The following is a 17,933-nucleotide window of genomic DNA, read 5'->3' as shown; positions in this document are numbered from 1 at the left end:
GTCGGACGCGCCGGGGCTCGCACCGGGCCGGGCGCGATTGAGGATTTCGCTCCACGGGGTGGCAGGCACCGTACACACGACAGTTTAAACGGGGTGACGGCCCATCAACTCGTAATGAACGTCTCCGAGGTCGCGGGCGTGCCCGAGTGGCTCCCGGAGCACCTCCGCGCGGACGGTATCGAGGAGCTCTATCCACCCCAGGCCGAGGCGGTCGAGGCCGGCGTCACCCAGGGCGACTCGCTGGTGGCGAGCGTCCCGACGGCGTCGGGGAAGACGCTGGTCGCGGAGCTGGCGATGCTGTCGGCGGTCCAGCGCGGCGGGAAGGCGCTCTACATCGTCCCGCTGCGGGCGCTCGCCTCCGAGAAACGCGAGGAGTTCGAGGAGTTCTCCCGCTACGGCGTCGAGGTGGGTGTCTCGACGGGCAACTACGAGTCCGAGGAGCGCTGGCTCGGCGAGAAGGACGTCATCGTCGCCACCTCCGAGAAGGTGGACTCGCTGGTCCGGAACGACGCGCCCTGGCTGAGCCGGCTGGACTGCGTGGTCGCCGACGAGGTCCACCTCGTGGACGACGCCCAGCGCGGGCCCACCCTGGAGGTGACGCTGGCGAAGCTCCGGCGGATCAACCCCGGCCTGCAGGTGGTGGCGCTGTCGGCGACCATCGGCAACGCCGACGCGCTGGCCGACTGGCTCGACGCCGACCTCGTGGACTCGGAGTGGCGGCCCATCGACCTCCGGAAGGGGGTCCACTTCGGCGAGGCGCTCCACTTCGACGACGGGAGCCAGGAGCACCTCCCCAGCCAGAGCGGCGAGAAGGCGACCGAGAGCATCGTCCGGGACACCCTGGCGGCCGACGAGGAGGAAGCGGGCGGGGAGGCGGACGACGGGCGCGGCTCGTCGCTCGTCTTCGTCAACAGCCGCCGGAACGCGGAGGGCGCGGCCAAGCGGCTGGCCAACGTGACGAACGACCATCTGACCGGGGAGGAGATGGCCGAGCTCCGGGACATCGCCGCGGAGATCCGTGACGACAACGACACCGAGACGAGCGAGGACCTGGCCGACGCCGTCGAGAAGGGGGCCGCCTTCCACCACGCCGGCCTGTCGAGCACCATGCGCTCGCTGGTCGAGGACGCCTTCCGGGACCGGCTCGTCAAATGTATCGCCGCGACGCCGACGCTGGCCGCGGGCGTCAACACCCCCTCCCGGCGCGTCGTCGTCCGGGACTGGCGGCGCTACTCCGGCGAGGCCGGCGGGATGCAGCCCCTGTCCGTGCTCGAAGTCCATCAGATGATGGGCCGGGCCGGCCGGCCGGGGATGGACCCGTACGGGGAGGCACTACTGCTCGCGAAGAGCCACGACGAACTGGACGAGCTGTTCGAGCGGTACGTCTGGGCCGAGCCCGAGCCCGTGCGGTCGAAGCTGGCCGCGGAGCCGGCGATGCGGACCCACCTCCTCGCCACGGTCGCCTCGGGCTTCGCCGACTCGCGAGAGGGGCTGCTGGAGTTCCTGCAGGAGACGCTGTACGCCAGCCAGACGGACGAGGACGCCTACCTCGAGGGGGTGATGGACGACATGCTCCGGTATCTGGAGGCGAACGGGTTCATCACCGCCGAGGGGGGTCGGCTGGAGGCCACGGGGATGGGCCACACCGTCTCCCGGCTCTACCTCGACCCGATGAGCGCCGCGGAGATCATCGACGGCCTCCGGGCGGCGGACCGGTCGCCGACGGCACTGGGGCTCTACCACCTCATCGCGCGCACCCCGGACATGTACCAGCTCTACCTCCGCTCGGGCGAGCAGGACGAGTTCACCGAGCTCGCCTACGAGCGCGAGGCCGAGTTCCTGGGTCGCCTGCCCAGCGAGTTCGACGACGCGTTCGAGGACTGGCTAGCGGCGCTGAAGACCGCGACGCTGCTGGAGGACTGGGCCGACGAGGTCGACGAGGACCGCATCACCGAGCGCTACGGCGTCGGCCCCGGCGACATCCGCGGGAAGGTCGACACCACGGAGTGGCTGCTGGGCGCGGCCGAGGAGCTGGCGGCCGAACTCGACCTCGGTATCGCGCCCGCCGTCCGCGAGGCGCGGGTCCGGGTCCAGCACGGCGTCCGCGAGGAGCTGGTCGACCTCGCGGGCGTCCGGAGCGTGGGGCGCAAACGCGCCCGCCGGCTGTACGAGGCCGGCATCGAGGACCGGGCCGACCTCCGCAACGCCAACAAGCCGGTCGTGCTCGGGGCGCTCCGGGGGCGCGAGAAGACCGCCGAGAACGTGCTGGAGGCGGCCGGTCACACCGACCCCTCGATGGCGGACGTGGAGCCGGACCCGGACGCCGCGCCCGTCCTGGACGGCGGCGACGACGACCAGTCCAGCCTGGGTGACTTCTGACGTGCTGGTGGAGGGTATCGTCCACGTCGGGGACGACGCGGACGCGGCGACGGCCGACGACGTCCCGGTGTTCGAGGACGTCGACGCGCTGGTCGGCCGCCTCGGCGCCATGGCCGACACGCACGGCGTGACCGTGCAGGCGTTCGACGCCCGGCTCGTGACCGGGCGCCGGCATCTCGAACGGGCCGTCGAGCTCGCCGACCGCGAGCGGGCCCGCGGCGACGGCATCGCCCGGGACCGCGCCGTCGAGATACTGCTGTACGCTGCCGGCCGCCGGCAGATCGACCGGGCGCTGGAGCTCGGCGTCGGCCCGGGGGCGACCCCGACGGTCGTGCTGGTGGACGGGCGACCCGGTGACGGCGCCGGCGACACGGCGGCCGAGGCCGCGGCCGCGGAGGCGGTCCGGGAGCTGCTCGAGCCGGCCGAAGCGCTGGGGGACTACGACCCCGACCGGGTGCGGGCCTTCTTCGACATCGGGTCGACCGAGCTGGCGGCGACCGCCGCGGGCCTGCCGGCGGTGGTCCGGGAACGCGTCGCGCTGCTGGTGGTCGAGCGGTAGACGTCACAATCCTTGCCGCTTCTCGGGTCGCGATAACACGCCACATTACCGGTGGATTCGACCGCTTTCGGGGGCTGTAGCTCCCGAACGGCCCGTCACACGCGGCGGCAGCGGCGGCCGGTATCCTCGGACACACTACCTCGGGGGGCCGACCCGCCCGGTATGAGTGACACGGAACACAGCGCGGACGCGACGCACGACCATGACCACGACCACGAGGGGCCAGGGTACGCCACCCCGCAGGCGGCGATCGAGGAGTCCGACCCCGAGGAGCTGGCCTACGTGATGGGGCTGTACGTCGGGACGGACGTGGACGCGCCGGACTTCCTGGCGGTCGTCGACCTCGACCCGGACTCGGCGACGTACGCGGAGGTGGTCGACCGCGTCGAGATGCCCAACCGCGGCGACGAACTCCACCACTTCGGGTGGAACGCCTGCTCCTCCTCCTGTCACGTCGGCGGCCTGGAGCGGCGCCACCTCGTCATCCCCGGGCAGCGCTCCTCGCGCATCCACGTCGTCGACACGGCGGACCGGCGCGAGCCCGAACTGGAGCGGGTCATCGAGCCAGGGGAGGTGTTCGACGAGGACCTGAGCGCCCCCCACACCGTCCACTGCATCCCCGACGGGCAGATCGTCCTCTCGATGCTGGGCGACGCCGACGGGGAGCTGCCGGGCGGATTCCTCGAACTGGACGAGTCGGACTTCTCCGTCGACGGGCGCTGGGAGCCACCGGGCGAGATCGAACTCAACTACGACTTCTGGTACCAGCCCCGGCAGAACGTGATGGTGTCGACGGAGTGGGCGGCCCCGACGACCTACTACCCCGGGTTCGACCTCGACGACGTCGAGGCGGGGGAGTACGGCCGACGGCTCCACGTCTGGAACTGGGAGGGGAAGACCGTCGAGCAGACCATCGACCTGGGGGAGGAGGGGCTCATCCCGCTGGAGGTGCGCTTCCTCCATTCCCCGGTCTCGACCCACGGGTTCGTCGGCGCGGCGCTCTCCTCGAACGTCTTCAACTTCCATCAGGTCGAGACAACGCCCGGTTCGGGGCCGGGCCGCTACGCGGCCGAGAAGGTCATCGACGTCGAGGCCCGCGAGCACGAGGACTGGGACATGCCCGTCCCCGGGCTGGTGACCGACCTGCTGGTCTCGATGGACGACCGGTACCTGTTCTTCTCGAACTGGCTCCACGGGGACGTCCGGATGTACGACGTCTCGGACCCGAGGAACCCACGATACGTGGACCGGGTCTGGGCCGGCGGCCACTTCGGCCCGGACCACCCCATCGAGGGCGAGCGGAAGGTGGTCGGCGGACCACAGATGCTCCAGCTCAGCCTCGACGGCGAGCGGCTCTACTGGACCACCTCGCTGTTCTCCTCGTGGGACAATCAGACAAAGCCTTTGTTATTCTCCGGTCGCAAGCACGGCGTAAGCCATGTCGGAAAAGTACCGCGAGAAACTCGATGGCGAGGTCCGGCGCTGGACCCAAGCCGTCGAAGATGGCCTTGTCACGGAAGATACCCACAGCGCCGTGATGGATTTCAAGACCCACGACCAGGCCCGCGATATCAGCCTCGCCACCGTCGAATCTCACCTGTTCCACCTCCGGAAAGTTGCCGAAGGAATGGACACGCCCCTCGTAGACGCAGACCTGACCGACGTTCTGGAGGTTCTGAACCAGTTTCGAGAAGGACATCATCCCGAAGTCAAAGACGACGGTATCGGCGTCACCAACCACCAGAAGGCCCTCAGAGTCTTCTATCGCTATCGGGAGGACTCCGACATCAGTCCTGACGACGTAGAGATAGACGACTACGATGGGCGGGACCTCTTTCCCGACGACCTGCTGTTTCAGGAGGACGTTGACGCGCTGCTGAAAGCGTGTTACGACGACCCCCGGATGCGCGCCTACATCGCGGTCGCGCTCGCCACGGGCCTCCGCTCGGATGCTCTCCGAACCCTCCGGCTCCGACACGTCGAAGAAGACGGCCCGACCATGACAGTCCGGCTGAACAGCGAAGAAGCGGCCCTGAAGGGCGCCAGCGGGTCTAAGAGCCTCCTGTGGGCGAAACACTACCTCCGCGAGTGGCTGGACGTGCATCCCTACGCCGCCGACGACGACGAAGACCCCGCCGTGTTCTGCTCCTACCCGAACGCCCCTCACACCGACGACACCGGCGACACCATGCACGACCAGACCATCCGCGACCACATCAATCGGATTGCCGACCGTGCCGGGCTGGAAAAGAACGTCTACCCCCACCTGTTCCGACACACAGCTATCACTCGGCTGGCCCTGGAGGATCTGAACGAGCAGCAAATCAAGCAGACCGTCGACTGGGACGGCGACAGCAGTCAGTTCAGCACCTACGTCACGCTGGCCGACGAGTTGACGAACGACTCCATCCGGGAGAAGCTCGGCTACCCGACCTCCCCGGGCGGAACACCCATCATCGGACGCCCGACTCTCGACCGCTGCGACGAGTGTGGCGACGGGTTCCCGGAGGGCGCCGAACGGTGCCCCAACTGCGAGCAGCCGCTCACCCACCGCGCCGAGGAGGAAACGGACCCCAGCGTCCCGGGTGAGGGCGGTATCCCCGCCGAGGACCACGGCCGGCACGACGCCGAGTTGCTGGCCGACTTCGCCAACAACCTCGGAACCTGGATGCAACAGCAGATGGCGCGCGACGACGGAGCGGACCCCGAGGACATCGCCGAGGGCATGACCAGCCTCGGCCCGGACGAGATTGACCAGTTGATGAACGCCGACGACTGACGCGCCGCTCGCGGTCGGCATCGACCGGCGAGTCGCGTCAGCATCTCCGACGGCGTCAACCGCCGAAACGCCTTTGAGTCCGGAGAGAGAATCATAAAATAGTGTTGGACGGGGCTTCTCCCGTCCTTTCAGCACTCCTCAGCGGCGCGTAACGCCCTCACCTCCGTTCCCGAGCGACCAACACGGTGCGCTGAGCGTCGCGTCTCCACGACGGTCGTGAGCGCCCGCAGACGGCCGCTCAATCGCTCGAAAGACTACACCCATGGGGCTACTCACCTACCGCCCCCCGCTCTGTCGCTCCTCGGCTTGCACCATCGACTCCAGCCGCTTGCGCTCCGGCCGGGACATACCCACGTTCTGCGGGAACATATACGGACACCGCCGTTGGTTCGTCTCCTCGGCGCGTCCCCTCCCGCACCGGGCCTGCCCACTCTTGAAGCACTCGCGGTGCCCCTCAACACCAAAACCCGCAAGCAGCGAGTCCGGGTCCGGGTCCGGGGCGCTACCCACGGCCGAACGCTCGGACAGATACCACGCCCCCGCCGCCACCACAGCGGCGCCAAACGCAGTCGAGAGCACCGCCGAGACCGAATCGCTCACGGCGCCACCTCATTCAGATGGTCGTGCGACGCGAGCGTGATATACGTCCTCCGAGCGGGGGCGGCGCCGGCCGGGGCGACTGGACCCCCCAAATCTGGGTTAAAGGGGGTATTAAACCCCGGAGGGAGTTGCGGCCGGTCGGCGTCCGGCAGGGCGTCCGCAAAGCAGAATAATATAGGTGACTTCTGTATCTCCCACGAGGAGAACAGTTCTACCCGGAGGAGGGCGAGCGCGGCTCGGTGATGCTGAAGGCCGACGTGGACCCCCGCCGCGGGACGATGACGCTGGACCAGGAGTTCCTCGTCGACTTCGGCGAGATGCCCGCGGGCCCGGCCCGAGCCCACGAGATCCGGTGGCCGGACGGGGACTGCACCAGCGACGTCTGGCAGTGAGCACGTACCGGGTCGTGCTGGAGTGGACGGACGGTCGCCGGGTGACGATATCGGCGGCGGACGACGAGACGGTAGTGGCGGCCGCCGAGCGCGCCGACGAGCCGCTCCCCTTCGGCTGCCTGACGGGGGCCTGCGCGACCTGCACGGCGGAGTTGCTCGCGGGGAGCGTCGACCATCGGCGGGAGCCGCGGGCGCTGAAGTCGCGCCACCGCGAGGCCGGCTACGTGCTGCCCTGTATCGCCGTCCCGACGAGCGACTGCCGCCTCCGGGTCGGCAGCGCGGTGGCCGGAGAGCTGACGCAGAACCCGTGGAAGTGAGTCTCCCGTTCGTTCGTAGCGATGTTCCCGGAAAACAGGCCATCTTCGGCGGTAATCCCGCATCTCATACGGTTCTATCCTGTCCCCATCACCACCCGAAACGCGATTACCCCTCGGTCGCATCAGTCGTGTCGTGAACGAGCCGACAGGGCCACGGGGTGAGCGCCGGGCGACGACCCTGGAGACGGGAGACGGCCGCGGAAACCCCCGCGAGACGACGGTCAGCTACCGGGTCGCCGGGCCCGCCGGCGCCCCGCCGGTGGTGCTACTGCACGGCATCGGGCTGGACGCGGCCGACGTGTCATGGCGGCACCTACTGCCCGCGCTGGCCGACGAACGGCGGGTGTACGCGCCGGACCTGCCGGGGCACGGCGAGAGCGAGAAGCCCCGGCTCTCGTACACGACGGACCTCTTCGCGCGGGCGCTCCGGGCCTTCCTCGCGGACCGCGGCCTCGACGCCCCGGCGCTGGTCGGCGTCTCGATGGGCGGCGGGGTGGCGCTCGGCCACGCGCTCGACCACGACGTCGAGCGGCTGGTACTGGTCAACAGCTACGGGCTGGGCGCGGACGCGCCGTGGCGACCGGCCGCGGCGGCGATGCTCCGGACGCCGCTGGCGCATCGGGGCTGGTGGGCGGGCATCGGGAGCAGCCGGGCGACCGTCCGCGAACACCTCCGGACGATGACCGGCGGCGCCCCGCCGGAGGACCTGGTGACGGACGTGCACGAGGCGGTGGCGTCGGCGGCTGTCGGTCGGACGGTGGCGTCCTGGCAGCGCGACGAGTTCCGCCCCGGCGGGCTCCGGACGGACTACAGCGGCTGGCTCGACGCGCTCGTGCCCGAGACGCTGTTCGTCCACGGGGAACGGGACCCGTTGCTCCCGGCGTCGTGGTCCGAACGGGCGGCCGAGCGGACGGGGGCGTCGCTGGAGCTGTTCGGGGACTGTGGCCACTGGACCCCCCGCGAGGCACCCGACCGGTTCGAGCGCGTGGTCCGCGGGTTCCTGGCGGAGTGAGGAGATGTCGTCAGTTCCGCGGCGGGACGTCCTCGATGAGGACGACCGCCTCGCCATCGATGACGGTGGCGTCCTCGGACTCGACGGTGGTGCGGAGGCGGAACCGGTCGCCGCCGAGCGCCTCCACGACCTCGATGTCGGCGGTGACGCGGGCGCCGATATCGACGGGGGCTCGGAACTCCAGGTCCTGCGAGAGGTAGACGACGCCGCCCGGGAGCCGCGCGAGCGCGGCGCTGATGGTGCCCGCGACGAGCGTGCCGTGGGCGATGGTGTCGCCGAAGCGGGTGTCCGCGGCCCACTCCTCGTCGAGGTGGAGCGGGTTGGTGTCCCCCGAGGCGGCCGCGAACCGGTCGACATCGGCGGCCGTGAGCCGCTTGGTGAACCGGACCCGGTCCCCGACCGAGAGCGTCTGCCCGTCGGCCTCGAGATTCGTCTCCCACTCCGGGAGGTCCTCGTCGGCGGCGATGCGCTCCTCGGCGCGGGCGCCGCGCTCGTCGTCCTGTCCGTCGCTGCCGCCGTCGGCACTCGTGGTGTCGGCCGGCCCGACCCCGGTGAACGCGGTCGCGGCGGCGCGGTTCGCCTCGATCAGCCCCTCGAACATCGCCGTGGAGGTTCGCGACCAGTAGTCGACGAACGACGGATAGCCGGAGTCGGAACTCATTGCACAGTACGTACGCGCCCACGCACACAAAACCACACCGGTTCGGCCGAAAGGCATGGCATTCGACGGTATTCGTTGCCCTCAGGTGGTGAATCGCGCAAGTTTTAACCGTTCGCCATCGTTAGCGACGCCATCATGGCAGACGACGAGGACGACGGGCTGTTCACGCCGACGGTGCTGAAGAACCTGCAGGAGGCCGCCGAGGGGGCCACTCGCCAGCAGCAGCGCATGCTCCAGCAGGTCCTGGGCGGCGGTGGCGTGACCGGCGCGGCGGGTGCCGGCGGCGAGGGCGGCGGCGGGCTCGCCCCGCAGCTCAGTGCGATGGCACAGACGGCGACGTTCAAGACCCGGGTCCAGTCCGGGGGGCGCATCTCCATCCCGGACGCCGAGCGCGAGGCGCTCGACATCGAGGAGGGCGACATCGTCCAGACGGTCGTCATCCCGGTCAAGCGCAAGCGCGACGGGGACGACTGACGCGACGCGGCCGCAGAGACGGGGCTCTCGGGCCGTCTGACGCCGGGAATCGACAGGGCGACGCGTTCCAACCCGAGCCCGTTGCCCCCCGCCGACACGCGCCACACCCACACTTATGTCTTCATAGCTGTGATAAACGGCTAGTACATCATGAGCGATTCATACGAGTTCGGATCACAGTGGGCGGAGATGGCGGAGCGGATGAGCGAATCGATGGAGGGCAGCATGGAGGCCCAGTCGGCCTTCATGGAGTCCTGGACCGAGGCGATGGAGTCGTCGGTTCCCGACGAGGACGAGTTCGCCGACGGGATGGAGGGCTACGCCCAGGCCTACGAGGTGTGGATGGACGCCGCCGAGCAGCTCGTCGAGCGGACGGAGGACGCCGCGGCCGGCGAGGACGTCTCGTTCACCGAGCTCCGTGACATCTGGCTCCAGAGCGCCAACGAGGCGTTCAAGGAGGTCATGGACACGAGCGCCTTCGCCGCGGCCAACGGCCAGCTCGTCGAGTCGATGATGGAGATGCAGTCAGAGGTGAACGAGGCGAGCGAGGACACCCTGGAGCGGATGGGGATGCCGACCGGCACGCAGCTCGACGAGGTGGGCGAGCGGCTGGTCGAGCTGGAGCGCCGCCAGCACGCCGTCGAGTCGAAGCTCGACCGCGTGTTGAAGCAGCTCGAGGACGGGGGTGCATGAGATGGCCAGCGAGGGCGAGCGGTCCTTCGACCCGTTCCGGCTGGCGATGAACACCCAGCGCGAGGCGGCCGAGGCGATGCAGGAGTCGGTCGAGACGGGCGAGGTCCTCCCGGACCAGCTCGAGCGGCTCGACTCCGTCGAGGTCGGCACCACCCCCAGCGAGGTCGTCTACACGGAGAACAAGCTGGAGCTGCTCCACTACGAGTCCCAGACCGAGACCCAACACGACGTCCCCATCCTCATCGTCTACGCGCTCATCAACAAGCCGTTCATCCTGGACCTGCAGCCCGACCGCTCGGTCGTGCGGCGGCTGCTGGAGGCGGGTCACGACGTCTACCTCATCGACTGGAACGAGCCCTCCCGGCTCGACCGGCACCTCACGATACACGACTACGTCGAGCGCTACATCGACAACTGCGTCGACGTGGTCCGCGAGCGCTCCGGCCAGGACAGCATCAACATCCTGGGCTACTGCATGGGCGGGACCTTCACCGCGATGTACGCCGCGCTCAACCCGGAGAAGGTCCGCACACTCGGGCTGATGGCCGCCGGCCTCTGCTTCGACGGTACCGGCGGCGTCCTCGAACTGTGGGGCGATGACGAGCATTACGACCCCCGGGACGTGCCCGAGGCGTTCGGCAACATGCCCGCGGAGATGCTGGACGTCGGCTTCGCGCTGATGGACCCCGTCGCCAACTACGTCTCGAAGTACGCCCGCTTCTTCGACAACGTCGAGAACGACGACTTCGTGGAGAACTTCGCGCGGATGGAGCGGTGGCTCGACGAGGGCATCGACGTCGCCGGCGACACGTACGTCCAGTTCCTGGAGGACGTCTACCAGGGGAACAAGCTGTACAACAACGAACTGGTCCTCGACGGGAAGCACGTCGACCTCGCCGAGATCGACATGCCGGTCCTCCAGATCATGGGCGAGTACGACCACCTCATCCCGGCCGACGCCTCCAAGCCGTTCAACGAGGTCATCGGCAGCGACGACACGGAGATCATCGAGTACTCGACCGGCCACATCGGGCTGGCGGTGTCGGGCTCCTCGCACCGGGACGTCTGGCCCCGGGTGGCGGAGTGGTACCTCGAGAAGTCCGCGACCGACCCCGAACACCTCGCTGCGGTCGAGGAGGCCGTCGCGGACGCCGCTGGGATCGATATCGACATCGATCACGAGGCCGCCATAGAGGAGGGCGTCACGTCCGACGAGGCCGCCGCCGAGGTCCACGCCGAGGACGTCGACCCCGCGGGCCCGGAGGGCGGCGACTTAGAGGAGGTCGACGGCATCGGGCCGACCTACGCCGAGCGACTCCGTGACGGCGGCATCGTCACGGTCGCCGAACTCGCCGCGGCCGACGTCGAGCGGGTGGCCGAGCTGGCCGGCGTCGGCACGAGCCGCGCCGAGAGCTGGGTCGGGCAGGCGGGGGACTGACCCGAGGACGGGACACCGACCCCCGCGACCGACGATACGTATTTCCCCTGCCGCGCGTACGTGTGTCACATGCTCGACGGACAGACCTGCCTCGTGACGGGGGCGTCGCGTGGTATCGGTCGCGGTGTGGCGAAGGAGCTCGGCGATTACGGGGCGGACATCGTCATCAACTACCGGTCCTCCGAGGAGCTGGCCCACGAGGTGTGTGACCACATCGAGGACGACTGCGACGGCCGGGCCATCCCGGCCCAGGCGGACGTCTCGAAGATGGCGGAGGTAGAGGCGATGGTCGAGTTCGTCCGGGACGAGTGGGGACCCGTCGACGTGCTGGTGAACAACGCCGGCATCACGGTCGACAAGAAGTTCGCGAACATGACCCGCGAGGACTGGCAGCGCGTCATCGACGTGAACCTGGGCGGCGTGTTCAACTGCACGAAGACCTGCTTCGAGGACCTCTGCGAGGCCGAGGACGGTCGCCTCATCAACATCTCCTCCGTGGTCGGCCAGCAGGGCAACTACGGCCAGGCCAACTACGCGACGACCAAGTCCGGGCTGTTCGGGTTCACCCGGACCATCGCCCTGGAGATGGCCTCCTCCGGCTCGACGGCGAACTGCGTCGCGCCCGGGTTCGTCGCCACGGACATGCTGGAGACGGTCCCCGAGCGCGTCCAGGAGAAGATCCTCGACCGCATCCCGCTCAACCGGTTCGCCACCGTCGACGACGTGGCCGGTATCGTCCGCTTCGTCGCCAGCGAGGACGCCTCCTACATGACGGGGCAGATCCTCGCCGTCAACGGCGGGATGGAGTGGTAGAGTCGGAACGTTCGCGCGCTGTCCCCGGCGTCCCGGTTCGTTCCGGATACGCCCCGGGCACGCTCCATCACCCCCGCTCGGACGCTCCCATGGCGACGGCGACGTGACCGTCTTCGAAGCCCTCGCGGGCCCCGGGGGCAGTCCCGTCGTCGCTGCGAGCATGGTGGCAGTCCGTGGAGGCCCCGGACGCCGTTCCCCCATCGGAACCGGACCCGACTCCGGCCTCGAGCACTGAGCAAGGGATACGCTGATTACGCGCCGTACACTCACGATGAATAGCGGAATGTCGTCCTGGAAACGAGACACCGCCCGCGGGCTCATCGTCGTCTTCCCCATCCTGGTGACGGCGTACATCATCGCGTGGCTGTACACCCAGCTCGCGCGGGTGCCCTCACCGCTGCCACAGGAGGTGTACGGCAGCCCGTTCCTCGCGGAGCTGCTGGGCGTGCTCGTCCTCCTCGTAGTTGTCAGCCTCCTCGTGCTGTCGGTGGGCTACCTGATGCGCACCGCGCTGGGCGACCTCATGGAGGAGGGGATCGACGGGCTCGTCAACCGGCTCCCGGGGTTGCGGGTGGTGTACAACGCGTCGAAGATGGCGGTCGAGACGGCCGTCTCGGGGACCGAGGAACTGCAGGCGCCGGTGAAACTGGAGGTCTGGGACGGACTACGGATGACCGCCTTCAAGACCGGTAAACAGACCGAGGACGGCCGGGACGTGCTCTTCCTGCCGACCGCGCCGAACATCACCACCGGGTTCGTCATCGAGGTCCCCCCCGACCGGTACGAGGAGACGAACGAGCGCGTCGAGGACGCCCTGACGCGCATCCTCAGCGCCGGGTTCGGCGAGTCGAACGAGCAGTCGCTGGTCGACGTGGCCGAGGAGGGCCCCGCCAGCCCGGCAGACGACGACTGACGCGAGCTCCTCTGCCGGCTCGGGGGCCTCGCTCTCGCCTCCGGCGAGCGCCGCGGCATCCACTCGCCGGGAGAACGTCCAGAGAGGATGCCAGCACTCGGGCGCTCAGCCGGAGCAGAGCTCCGGGACAGCTCGCCCGCTGCGCTCGCGAGGACTCCGCGTCCTCATGCCGGTGAAACGCGCGCCGAGAGCGCGCGGTTGTAGCCACTCACTCCGTCCGTCGGACGACCACGTCCTCCTCGTGGAGGTACGCCTCCACCCGCGTCGGGAGCGAGCCGTCGCCGGGCCAGGTCGTGGGGGCGTCCAGCCGGTCGGGGTCGCCAACGTAGGTCTCGACAGTCCCTAGCGTCCCCGCGTCCGGCCCGGGGGCGAACGGGACGGAGACGCGGGCATAGAGCCCGCGGTCGACGCCCTCGTAGGCGTCGAGTCGGGCGAGTCGCGGGCGGTCGACGCGGAGCAGGCGCCCCTCGCACGAGCCGCCGGGGGCCAGCGTCGGGTACTCACCGTCGACCCGGCGACAGCCCGCGAGCGTGGCGGCGCCGACGAACTCCGGGGAGTGGCCGAGGGCCCGCTCGGCGCGGTCGGGGTCCGTCAGCGTCCCGTAGACGAAGACCAGCATACGCCATCGTGTGGTCCCGGGCGGCCTGTGGCTGTCGGTCGGGGCACCGGCTCAGACCAGCGACAGCACCGCGTTCGCGACGCCGGCGACGATGGCCAGGCGAAGGGACCGGCGAGCGCGGCAGCCGCGAAGCGGGCGCGGCGCGGCTCGACAACGCTGAACGCGTAGATGACGGCGGTGTCGGGCGCGAAGGGGAGCGCGAGCACGCCGGCGAGTCCGAGGTAGCCGTGCCGGTCGGTCACGCCGGCGAGCCGGGCGGTCAGGCTGTTATCGGGCCGGGGCCGGGGCATCCGCTCGACGAGGCGGATGACCGGGGCGGACGAGACGGCCACCTTCGCCGCGCTCGCGACGGCGACGACAGCCAGTAGTTCGCCCTGCGACCGGCCCAGGCGACGGGAAACGGCAGCACGACGGCACAGAGGACGGAGGAGAGGAACACCAGTGCGAGCCCCTCGGGGCCGGTCACGGTCCGGAGGAACGACCCGACGGCCGACTCTATCGTCGAGGCCCGCCGTCAGACCCGCCGTGGGACCAGGAGCGGCGAGCGACGTGGGGAGCGCGAGCACCGGGGCCAGCGACAGGACGGCAGGATGGGGACCGACCGTCCCAGACGTTCTGGCCGGGGGCGTCGGACACCGTGGCCCGGGAGAGAACCGGGCGAGGGGGAACGGGATGGATGCGGCCGCGGCGGCCGTGGCTCGCGAGGCGGGTGACGGGGAGAGCGGGGGGCCGGGCGGGGGTGGTTACCGCTCGTCGAGCGGGACGAACTCGCTGTCCTCGGGGCCGACGTAGCGGCCGCGCGGCCGGATGAGGCGGTTGTCCTCCTGGTACTCCAGGACGTGGCCGATCCAGCCGCCGGCTCGGCTCATCGCGAAGATGGGTGTGTACATGTCGACCGGGATGCCGAGCTGGTGGTAGACCGTCCCGGAGAAGAAGTCGACGTTGGGCGCGATGCCGCGCTCGGCCAGGCCCTTCTCCTCGGTGAAGAACCGCTCGATGGCCTTGGCGTAGTCGTAGTACGAGGTGTCGCCGGAGGCCGCGGTGAGCTCCTTGCCGCGCTGCTCCAGGATCCTCGCGCGGGGGTCCTTCACCTCGTAGACGCGGTGGCCGTAGCCGGGGACCCGCCAGCCGTCCTCGTCGCCCTGCTTCGTCGTGACGTACTCGACGGGGTCGGCGCCCTGCGCCTCGATCTCGAAGAACAGCTCCATCACGTCCTGGTTGGCGCCGCCGTGGAGCGGCCCCGAGAGCGCGCCGACGCCGGCCGTCACGGCCGAGTACATGTCGGCGAACGTGCTGGCGACGACCATCGCGGTGAACGTCGAGGCGTTGAGCCCGTGGTCGGCGTGGAGCACGAGGGCTTGGTCCATCGCCTCGGTCGCGGCGTCGTCGGGCTCCTCGCCGGTGAGCATGTAGAGGAAGTTCGCTGCGAGCGAGAGGTCCGCGTGGGGCTCGATGGTGTCCTCGCCGCGACGGAGGCGGTCGTAGGCCGCGAGCAGCGTCGGGAGCTTCGCGGTGATGCGACGCCCCTTCGCCAGCGCGGCCTCGGGGTCGCGGGGGTCGGCGTCGTCGGAATCCGAGGCCGACAGCATCGACACGCCCGACCGGAGCGCGGCCATGGGGCTCTCGTCGGCCGCGGCGAGGCCCGCCAGCGCCTCGAGGACGGTGTCGTCGACGGACTGCTCCTCGGTGATGGCGCCAGTGAACGCGTCGAACTCCCCGGCGTCGGGCAGGTGCCCGTGCCAGAGCAGATGGAGCACCTCCTCGTAGCTCGCGTTCCGGGCTAGCTCCTCGATATCGTAGCCCCGGTAGACGAGTTTGCCGACGCTCCCATCGATGTAGCTGAGCGCGGATTCGGCGACCAGCATACCCTCTAGGCCCTTGTGCAGTTCCTCGCTCTCGCTCATACGATTCTGATTCCCTGGCTGCCGGCAAAAGGGTTGCCGTTTGCCACATTACCGATGCACGGACGGGCAGTACGGCGGCCGCCCGCCGCGGGGGCGTATCGCGGAGCGAGCCGTCTCGCGGCCGCTACCGGTGTATGTGTCGCGGAGACGTGTCACCGACGGAGCGGAGTCTATCTCAGTTACCATGGATTCTCCTCATTTGTATACGGTTTTGCCCTGTAATGGGACTATCATGGCGCAATAAGGACTGCAATTAACGTTCCTCACAGATATCGGGCGGCCAGGCGGGCGGCGGTCTACAGCCCGAAGACGGGCAGAAACCGGAAGGTGAGGTAGGCGCCGACCGTCGCGATGGCGGGGACGAGGTTCTGCATCAGGACGACCCGTGCGGTGGTCGCGGGGTTGAACAGCGCCGCCGCGCGGGGGATGTCCTCGGGGGCCTCCTCGCCGATGGCCGGTATCTCCTCACCGGCCTCGTCGGCGGTCAGCGCGTCGACGCTAACCGGGGGGGCCTCGCCGCCGCCGACGGCCTCGGGGACCGTCATCGGTCGGGTCGCCCGACCCCAGCCCAGTCCGATGATGCACATCGTCGCGATGATGACGAAGCTGGCGGGGATGCCGATGGCCGAGAGGAAGACGACCAGCGTGGAGCTGACCGTGGCGACGACGATGGCGGCGGTCAGCGGCAGCTCCGTGATGTCGCTCCCCATCGTCTCCAGGGTCCGCCGGGCGATGGTAAAGGCGCCGATGGTGACCGCGACCCCGCCGATGATGATGGCGGGGTCCATCGCCAGCTCGCCGCTGCCGACCAGCGGCGCGACGGCGTTGGCGATGTTGCTGGTCCCGGAGCTGAACGCCATCAGACAGCCGATCGCGACGACGGTGGCCGTCCCGACCAGCTCCCGGCGGTTGGTGGTCCGGTGGAGCCGCGGGACCGGTATCGTCCCGGACCGGTCCACGTCCAACAGGGGTCCGGTGCTGCGCTCCATCGCGACCAGCCGGTTCAGCCGCGCGTAGAAGTACCGCCCGATGATGAGCGACACCCAGAAGCCGATGATGGGCGAGACGACCCACCAGACCGCGATCTCGCCCATCACGGCGAGGTCCAGCACGCCGCCGGCGAGCGCCAGTCCCGCGATGGCGCCGACGGCGGTCATCGAGGTGGACGCCGGGACGCCGAAGACGTTGCCGACCAGCAGCGCGATGCCGATGAAGAAGAGGACGGCGATGGAGGACTCGAGCGTGAACACGCCGGAGTCGACGACCAGCTCCGTCCCCAGTTTGGCCACGACGTTCCGGCCGATGGTCCAGGCCCCGATGAAGAAGAACACGCCCATCAGCCCCGCGGCGACCGTCTTCGAGATGGCGTCGGCCCCGACGGCCGGCCCGAACGCCGGCCCCGTCGTCGACCCGCCGATGTTGTACGCGACGAACATCGCGACGAGGACGCCGACCACGAGGAGCGGCTCGACCATCAGGCGCCTCCGCTCGTCGCCTCGGCGTCGGCCACGTCCTCCGCCTCGTCGCCCCCGGTGTCGTCCCCCGCTTCGTCGGCATCGCTCGTCCCAGCGGCGGCGTCGGCGTCCGCCGCCGAGTCCAGCTGGTCCTTCACCGTCTCCTCGATCCGCTCATCGACGGTCTCCTCGACCGTCTCGCTCACCTTCTCGTTGACCGTCTCGTCGACGGTCTCGCTCATCCTCTCTGCGACCGTCTCGTCGACCTTCTCCGCTACCGTCTCGCTGACGGTCTCCTCGACCCTCTCCTCGACCGTCTCTTCCATCGTCTCGCTAACCGTCTCCTCCATCGTCTCGCCGACGGTCTCCTCCACCGTCTCACCCACCGTCTCCTCGACGGTCTCTTCGACCCTCTCCTCCACCGTTTCGTTGACCGTCTCTTCCATCGTCTCGCTAACCGTCTCCTCCACGGACTCCCCGACGGTCGCCTCCACGGTCTCGCCGACCGCCTCCTCGACCTTCTCGTCGACCGTCACCTCCACGGTCTGTTCGACGGTGTCGTCGACCGTCTCGCCGACCTTCTGGTCGACCGTCTCCTCCACGGTCTCCTTGACCGCCGTGGTCATCCAGTCGGGGTCGAACCGGGCCATCTTCCAGCCGACGTGGAGCAGGTACGACAGCAGGACACCGAACCCGAAGGCGACCCCGACGGTGCTACCGACGAGGACGATGAGCCCGACGGAGACCGCGATGAGCAGTCCGTAGGTCAGGTCGACGATGGAATCGACCCGGCTCGGGTTCACGATACCTCCGGGGCGACCCCGGGGCAGGCGGTACGGGCAGCGGTTCGATGGCGACTATGCGGGCAGCGCATAGTATAAGCGAATCGACAGCGGCTGAAGTAGCTTCGCAACCAGCGACGGCCG

18 protein-coding genes are annotated in these 17,933 nt (G+C 69.5%); 12 read left to right on the top strand and 6 right to left on the bottom strand.

Going from position 1 to position 17,933, the window contains the following annotated elements:
* The first annotated feature begins 114 nt into the window (after positions 1 to 114).
* The 4 genes from DP107_RS07685 to DP107_RS07670 all read left to right on the top strand — a co-directional run bounded on the left by DP107_RS07685 (position 115) and on the right by DP107_RS07670 (position 5,717).
* Entirely contained in the window at positions 115 to 2,379 is a 2,265-nt protein-coding gene (locus tag DP107_RS07685; RefSeq protein WP_144261552.1) for an ATP-dependent DNA helicase, read from the top strand.
* A gap of 16 nt (positions 2,380 to 2,395) precedes the next feature.
* A complete protein-coding gene (gene cgi121, locus DP107_RS07680; RefSeq protein WP_394348533.1) occupies positions 2,396 to 2,938 on the top strand; it encodes a KEOPS complex subunit Cgi121 in 543 nt (180 codons plus the stop codon).
* Positions 2,939 to 3,100: 162 nt separating this feature from the next.
* A complete protein-coding gene (locus DP107_RS07675) occupies positions 3,101 to 4,735 on the top strand; it encodes a selenium-binding family protein (RefSeq protein WP_238330816.1) in 1,635 nt (544 codons plus the stop codon).
* The gene (locus DP107_RS07670) at positions 4,662 to 5,717 is read left to right on the top strand and encodes a tyrosine-type recombinase/integrase (protein WP_272949834.1); all 1,056 of its coding nucleotides are present in this window, start codon (positions 4,662 to 4,664) and stop codon (positions 5,715 to 5,717) included. The genes DP107_RS07675 and DP107_RS07670 overlap by 74 nt, the downstream gene beginning before the upstream one ends.
* 276 nt (positions 5,718 to 5,993) lie before the next feature.
* Here DP107_RS07670 and DP107_RS07665 read toward each other — a convergent pair whose 3' ends face one another.
* A complete protein-coding gene (locus tag DP107_RS07665; protein WP_144261550.1) occupies positions 5,994 to 6,317 on the bottom strand; it encodes a hypothetical protein in 324 nt (107 codons plus the stop codon).
* Positions 6,318 to 6,502: 185 nt separating this feature from the next.
* On the opposite strand from DP107_RS07665, the gene DP107_RS07660 reads away from it, so the two are divergent.
* From DP107_RS07660 to DP107_RS07650, 3 genes are all read left to right on the top strand, one after another.
* Positions 6,503 to 6,709, top strand: coding sequence for a selenium-binding protein SBP56-related protein (locus DP107_RS07660; protein WP_272949833.1), 207 nt, complete (start codon positions 6,503 to 6,505; stop codon positions 6,707 to 6,709).
* Positions 6,706 to 7,026 (top strand): 2Fe-2S iron-sulfur cluster-binding protein, encoded by a 321-nt coding sequence (locus DP107_RS07655; protein WP_144261549.1) that lies wholly within the window; start codon positions 6,706 to 6,708, stop codon positions 7,024 to 7,026. The genes DP107_RS07660 and DP107_RS07655 overlap by 4 nt, the downstream gene beginning before the upstream one ends.
* A 133-nt stretch (positions 7,027 to 7,159) precedes the next feature.
* Positions 7,160 to 8,038: an alpha/beta fold hydrolase gene (locus DP107_RS07650; RefSeq protein WP_185977221.1), complete on the top strand. Its 879-nt coding sequence runs from the start codon at positions 7,160 to 7,162 to the stop codon at positions 8,036 to 8,038.
* Positions 8,039 to 8,048: 10 nt separating this feature from the next.
* Here the strand turns inward: DP107_RS07650 and DP107_RS07645 are convergent, their stop codons facing one another.
* Entirely contained in the window at positions 8,049 to 8,699 is a 651-nt protein-coding gene (locus DP107_RS07645) for a MaoC family dehydratase (RefSeq protein WP_144261547.1), read from the bottom strand.
* A gap of 135 nt (positions 8,700 to 8,834) precedes the next feature.
* On the opposite strand from DP107_RS07645, the gene DP107_RS07640 reads away from it, so the two are divergent.
* From DP107_RS07640 to DP107_RS07620, 5 genes are all read left to right on the top strand, one after another.
* Positions 8,835 to 9,173 carry an AbrB/MazE/SpoVT family DNA-binding domain-containing protein gene (locus tag DP107_RS07640; RefSeq protein ID WP_144261546.1) on the top strand — a complete coding sequence of 113 codons (339 nt, stop codon included), beginning with the start codon at positions 8,835 to 8,837 and terminating at the stop codon, positions 9,171 to 9,173.
* A 150-nt stretch (positions 9,174 to 9,323) separates the two neighbouring features.
* Positions 9,324 to 9,866, top strand: a complete 543-nt coding sequence (locus DP107_RS07635; protein WP_144261545.1) for a poly(R)-hydroxyalkanoic acid synthase subunit PhaE — start codon at positions 9,324 to 9,326, stop codon at positions 9,864 to 9,866.
* A 1-nt stretch (position 9,867) separates the two neighbouring features.
* Complete coding sequence (phaC, locus tag DP107_RS07630; protein WP_144261544.1) at positions 9,868 to 11,304, top strand: class III poly(R)-hydroxyalkanoic acid synthase subunit PhaC; 1,437 nt, start codon at positions 9,868 to 9,870, stop codon at positions 11,302 to 11,304.
* Positions 11,305 to 11,373: 69 nt separating this feature from the next.
* Positions 11,374 to 12,117: a beta-ketoacyl-ACP reductase gene (locus DP107_RS07625; protein WP_144261543.1), complete on the top strand. Its 744-nt coding sequence runs from the start codon at positions 11,374 to 11,376 to the stop codon at positions 12,115 to 12,117.
* 283 nt (positions 12,118 to 12,400) lie between these two features.
* Positions 12,401 to 13,030 carry a DUF502 domain-containing protein gene (locus DP107_RS07620; protein WP_144261626.1) on the top strand — a complete coding sequence of 210 codons (630 nt, stop codon included), beginning with the start codon at positions 12,401 to 12,403 and terminating at the stop codon, positions 13,028 to 13,030.
* 208 nt (positions 13,031 to 13,238) lie between these two features.
* On the opposite strand, the gene DP107_RS07615 is transcribed toward DP107_RS07620, so the two are convergent.
* The 4 genes from DP107_RS07615 to DP107_RS07600 form a co-directional block, all read right to left on the bottom strand.
* Positions 13,239 to 13,649, bottom strand: coding sequence for a gamma-glutamylcyclotransferase family protein (locus DP107_RS07615; protein WP_144261542.1), 411 nt, complete (start codon positions 13,647 to 13,649; stop codon positions 13,239 to 13,241).
* A 743-nt stretch (positions 13,650 to 14,392) separates the two neighbouring features.
* Positions 14,393 to 15,553 (bottom strand): citrate synthase, encoded by a 1,161-nt coding sequence (gene citZ, locus DP107_RS07610; protein WP_144261541.1) that lies wholly within the window; start codon positions 15,551 to 15,553, stop codon positions 14,393 to 14,395.
* 296 nt (positions 15,554 to 15,849) lie between these two features.
* A complete protein-coding gene (locus DP107_RS07605; RefSeq protein WP_144261540.1) occupies positions 15,850 to 17,028 on the bottom strand; it encodes an inorganic phosphate transporter in 1,179 nt (392 codons plus the stop codon).
* Positions 17,028 to 17,810, bottom strand: coding sequence for a hypothetical protein (locus DP107_RS07600; RefSeq protein ID WP_144261539.1), 783 nt, complete (start codon positions 17,808 to 17,810; stop codon positions 17,028 to 17,030). The genes DP107_RS07605 and DP107_RS07600 overlap by 1 nt, the downstream gene beginning before the upstream one ends.
* Positions 17,811 to 17,933: the final 123 nt, after the last annotated feature.

The organism is Haloglomus irregulare (assembly GCF_007421925.1).
In the GTDB taxonomy this organism is placed as follows: domain Archaea; phylum Halobacteriota; class Halobacteria; order Halobacteriales; family Haloarculaceae; genus Haloglomus; species Haloglomus irregulare.
Note: the sequence above shows the minus strand (reverse complement) of the source record. Positions and strands in the feature narration are given on the sequence as shown.

Bases quoted from the DNA above. Each gene is read 5' to 3' on its own strand.
- DP107_RS07620 (WP_144261626.1), top strand. From the start codon at position 12,401: ATGTCGTCCTGGAAACGAGACACCGCCCGCGGGCTCATCGTCGTCTTC.
- DP107_RS07605 (WP_144261540.1), bottom strand. From the start codon at position 17,028: ATGGTCGAGCCGCTCCTCGTGGTCGGCGTCCTCGTCGCGATGTTCGTC.
- DP107_RS07635 (WP_144261545.1), top strand. From the start codon at position 9,324: ATGAGCGATTCATACGAGTTCGGATCACAGTGGGCGGAGATGGCGGAG.
- DP107_RS07685 (WP_144261552.1), top strand. From the start codon at position 115: ATGAACGTCTCCGAGGTCGCGGGCGTGCCCGAGTGGCTCCCGGAGCAC.
- DP107_RS07675 (WP_238330816.1), top strand. From the start codon at position 3,101: ATGAGTGACACGGAACACAGCGCGGACGCGACGCACGACCATGACCAC.
- DP107_RS07625 (WP_144261543.1), top strand. From the start codon at position 11,374: ATGCTCGACGGACAGACCTGCCTCGTGACGGGGGCGTCGCGTGGTATC.
- DP107_RS07640 (WP_144261546.1), top strand. From the start codon at position 8,835: ATGGCAGACGACGAGGACGACGGGCTGTTCACGCCGACGGTGCTGAAG.
- citZ (WP_144261541.1), bottom strand. From the start codon at position 15,553: ATGAGCGAGAGCGAGGAACTGCACAAGGGCCTAGAGGGTATGCTGGTC.
- DP107_RS07615 (WP_144261542.1), bottom strand. From the start codon at position 13,649: ATGCTGGTCTTCGTCTACGGGACGCTGACGGACCCCGACCGCGCCGAG.
- DP107_RS07645 (WP_144261547.1), bottom strand. From the start codon at position 8,699: ATGAGTTCCGACTCCGGCTATCCGTCGTTCGTCGACTACTGGTCGCGA.
- phaC (WP_144261544.1), top strand. From the start codon at position 9,868: ATGGCCAGCGAGGGCGAGCGGTCCTTCGACCCGTTCCGGCTGGCGATG.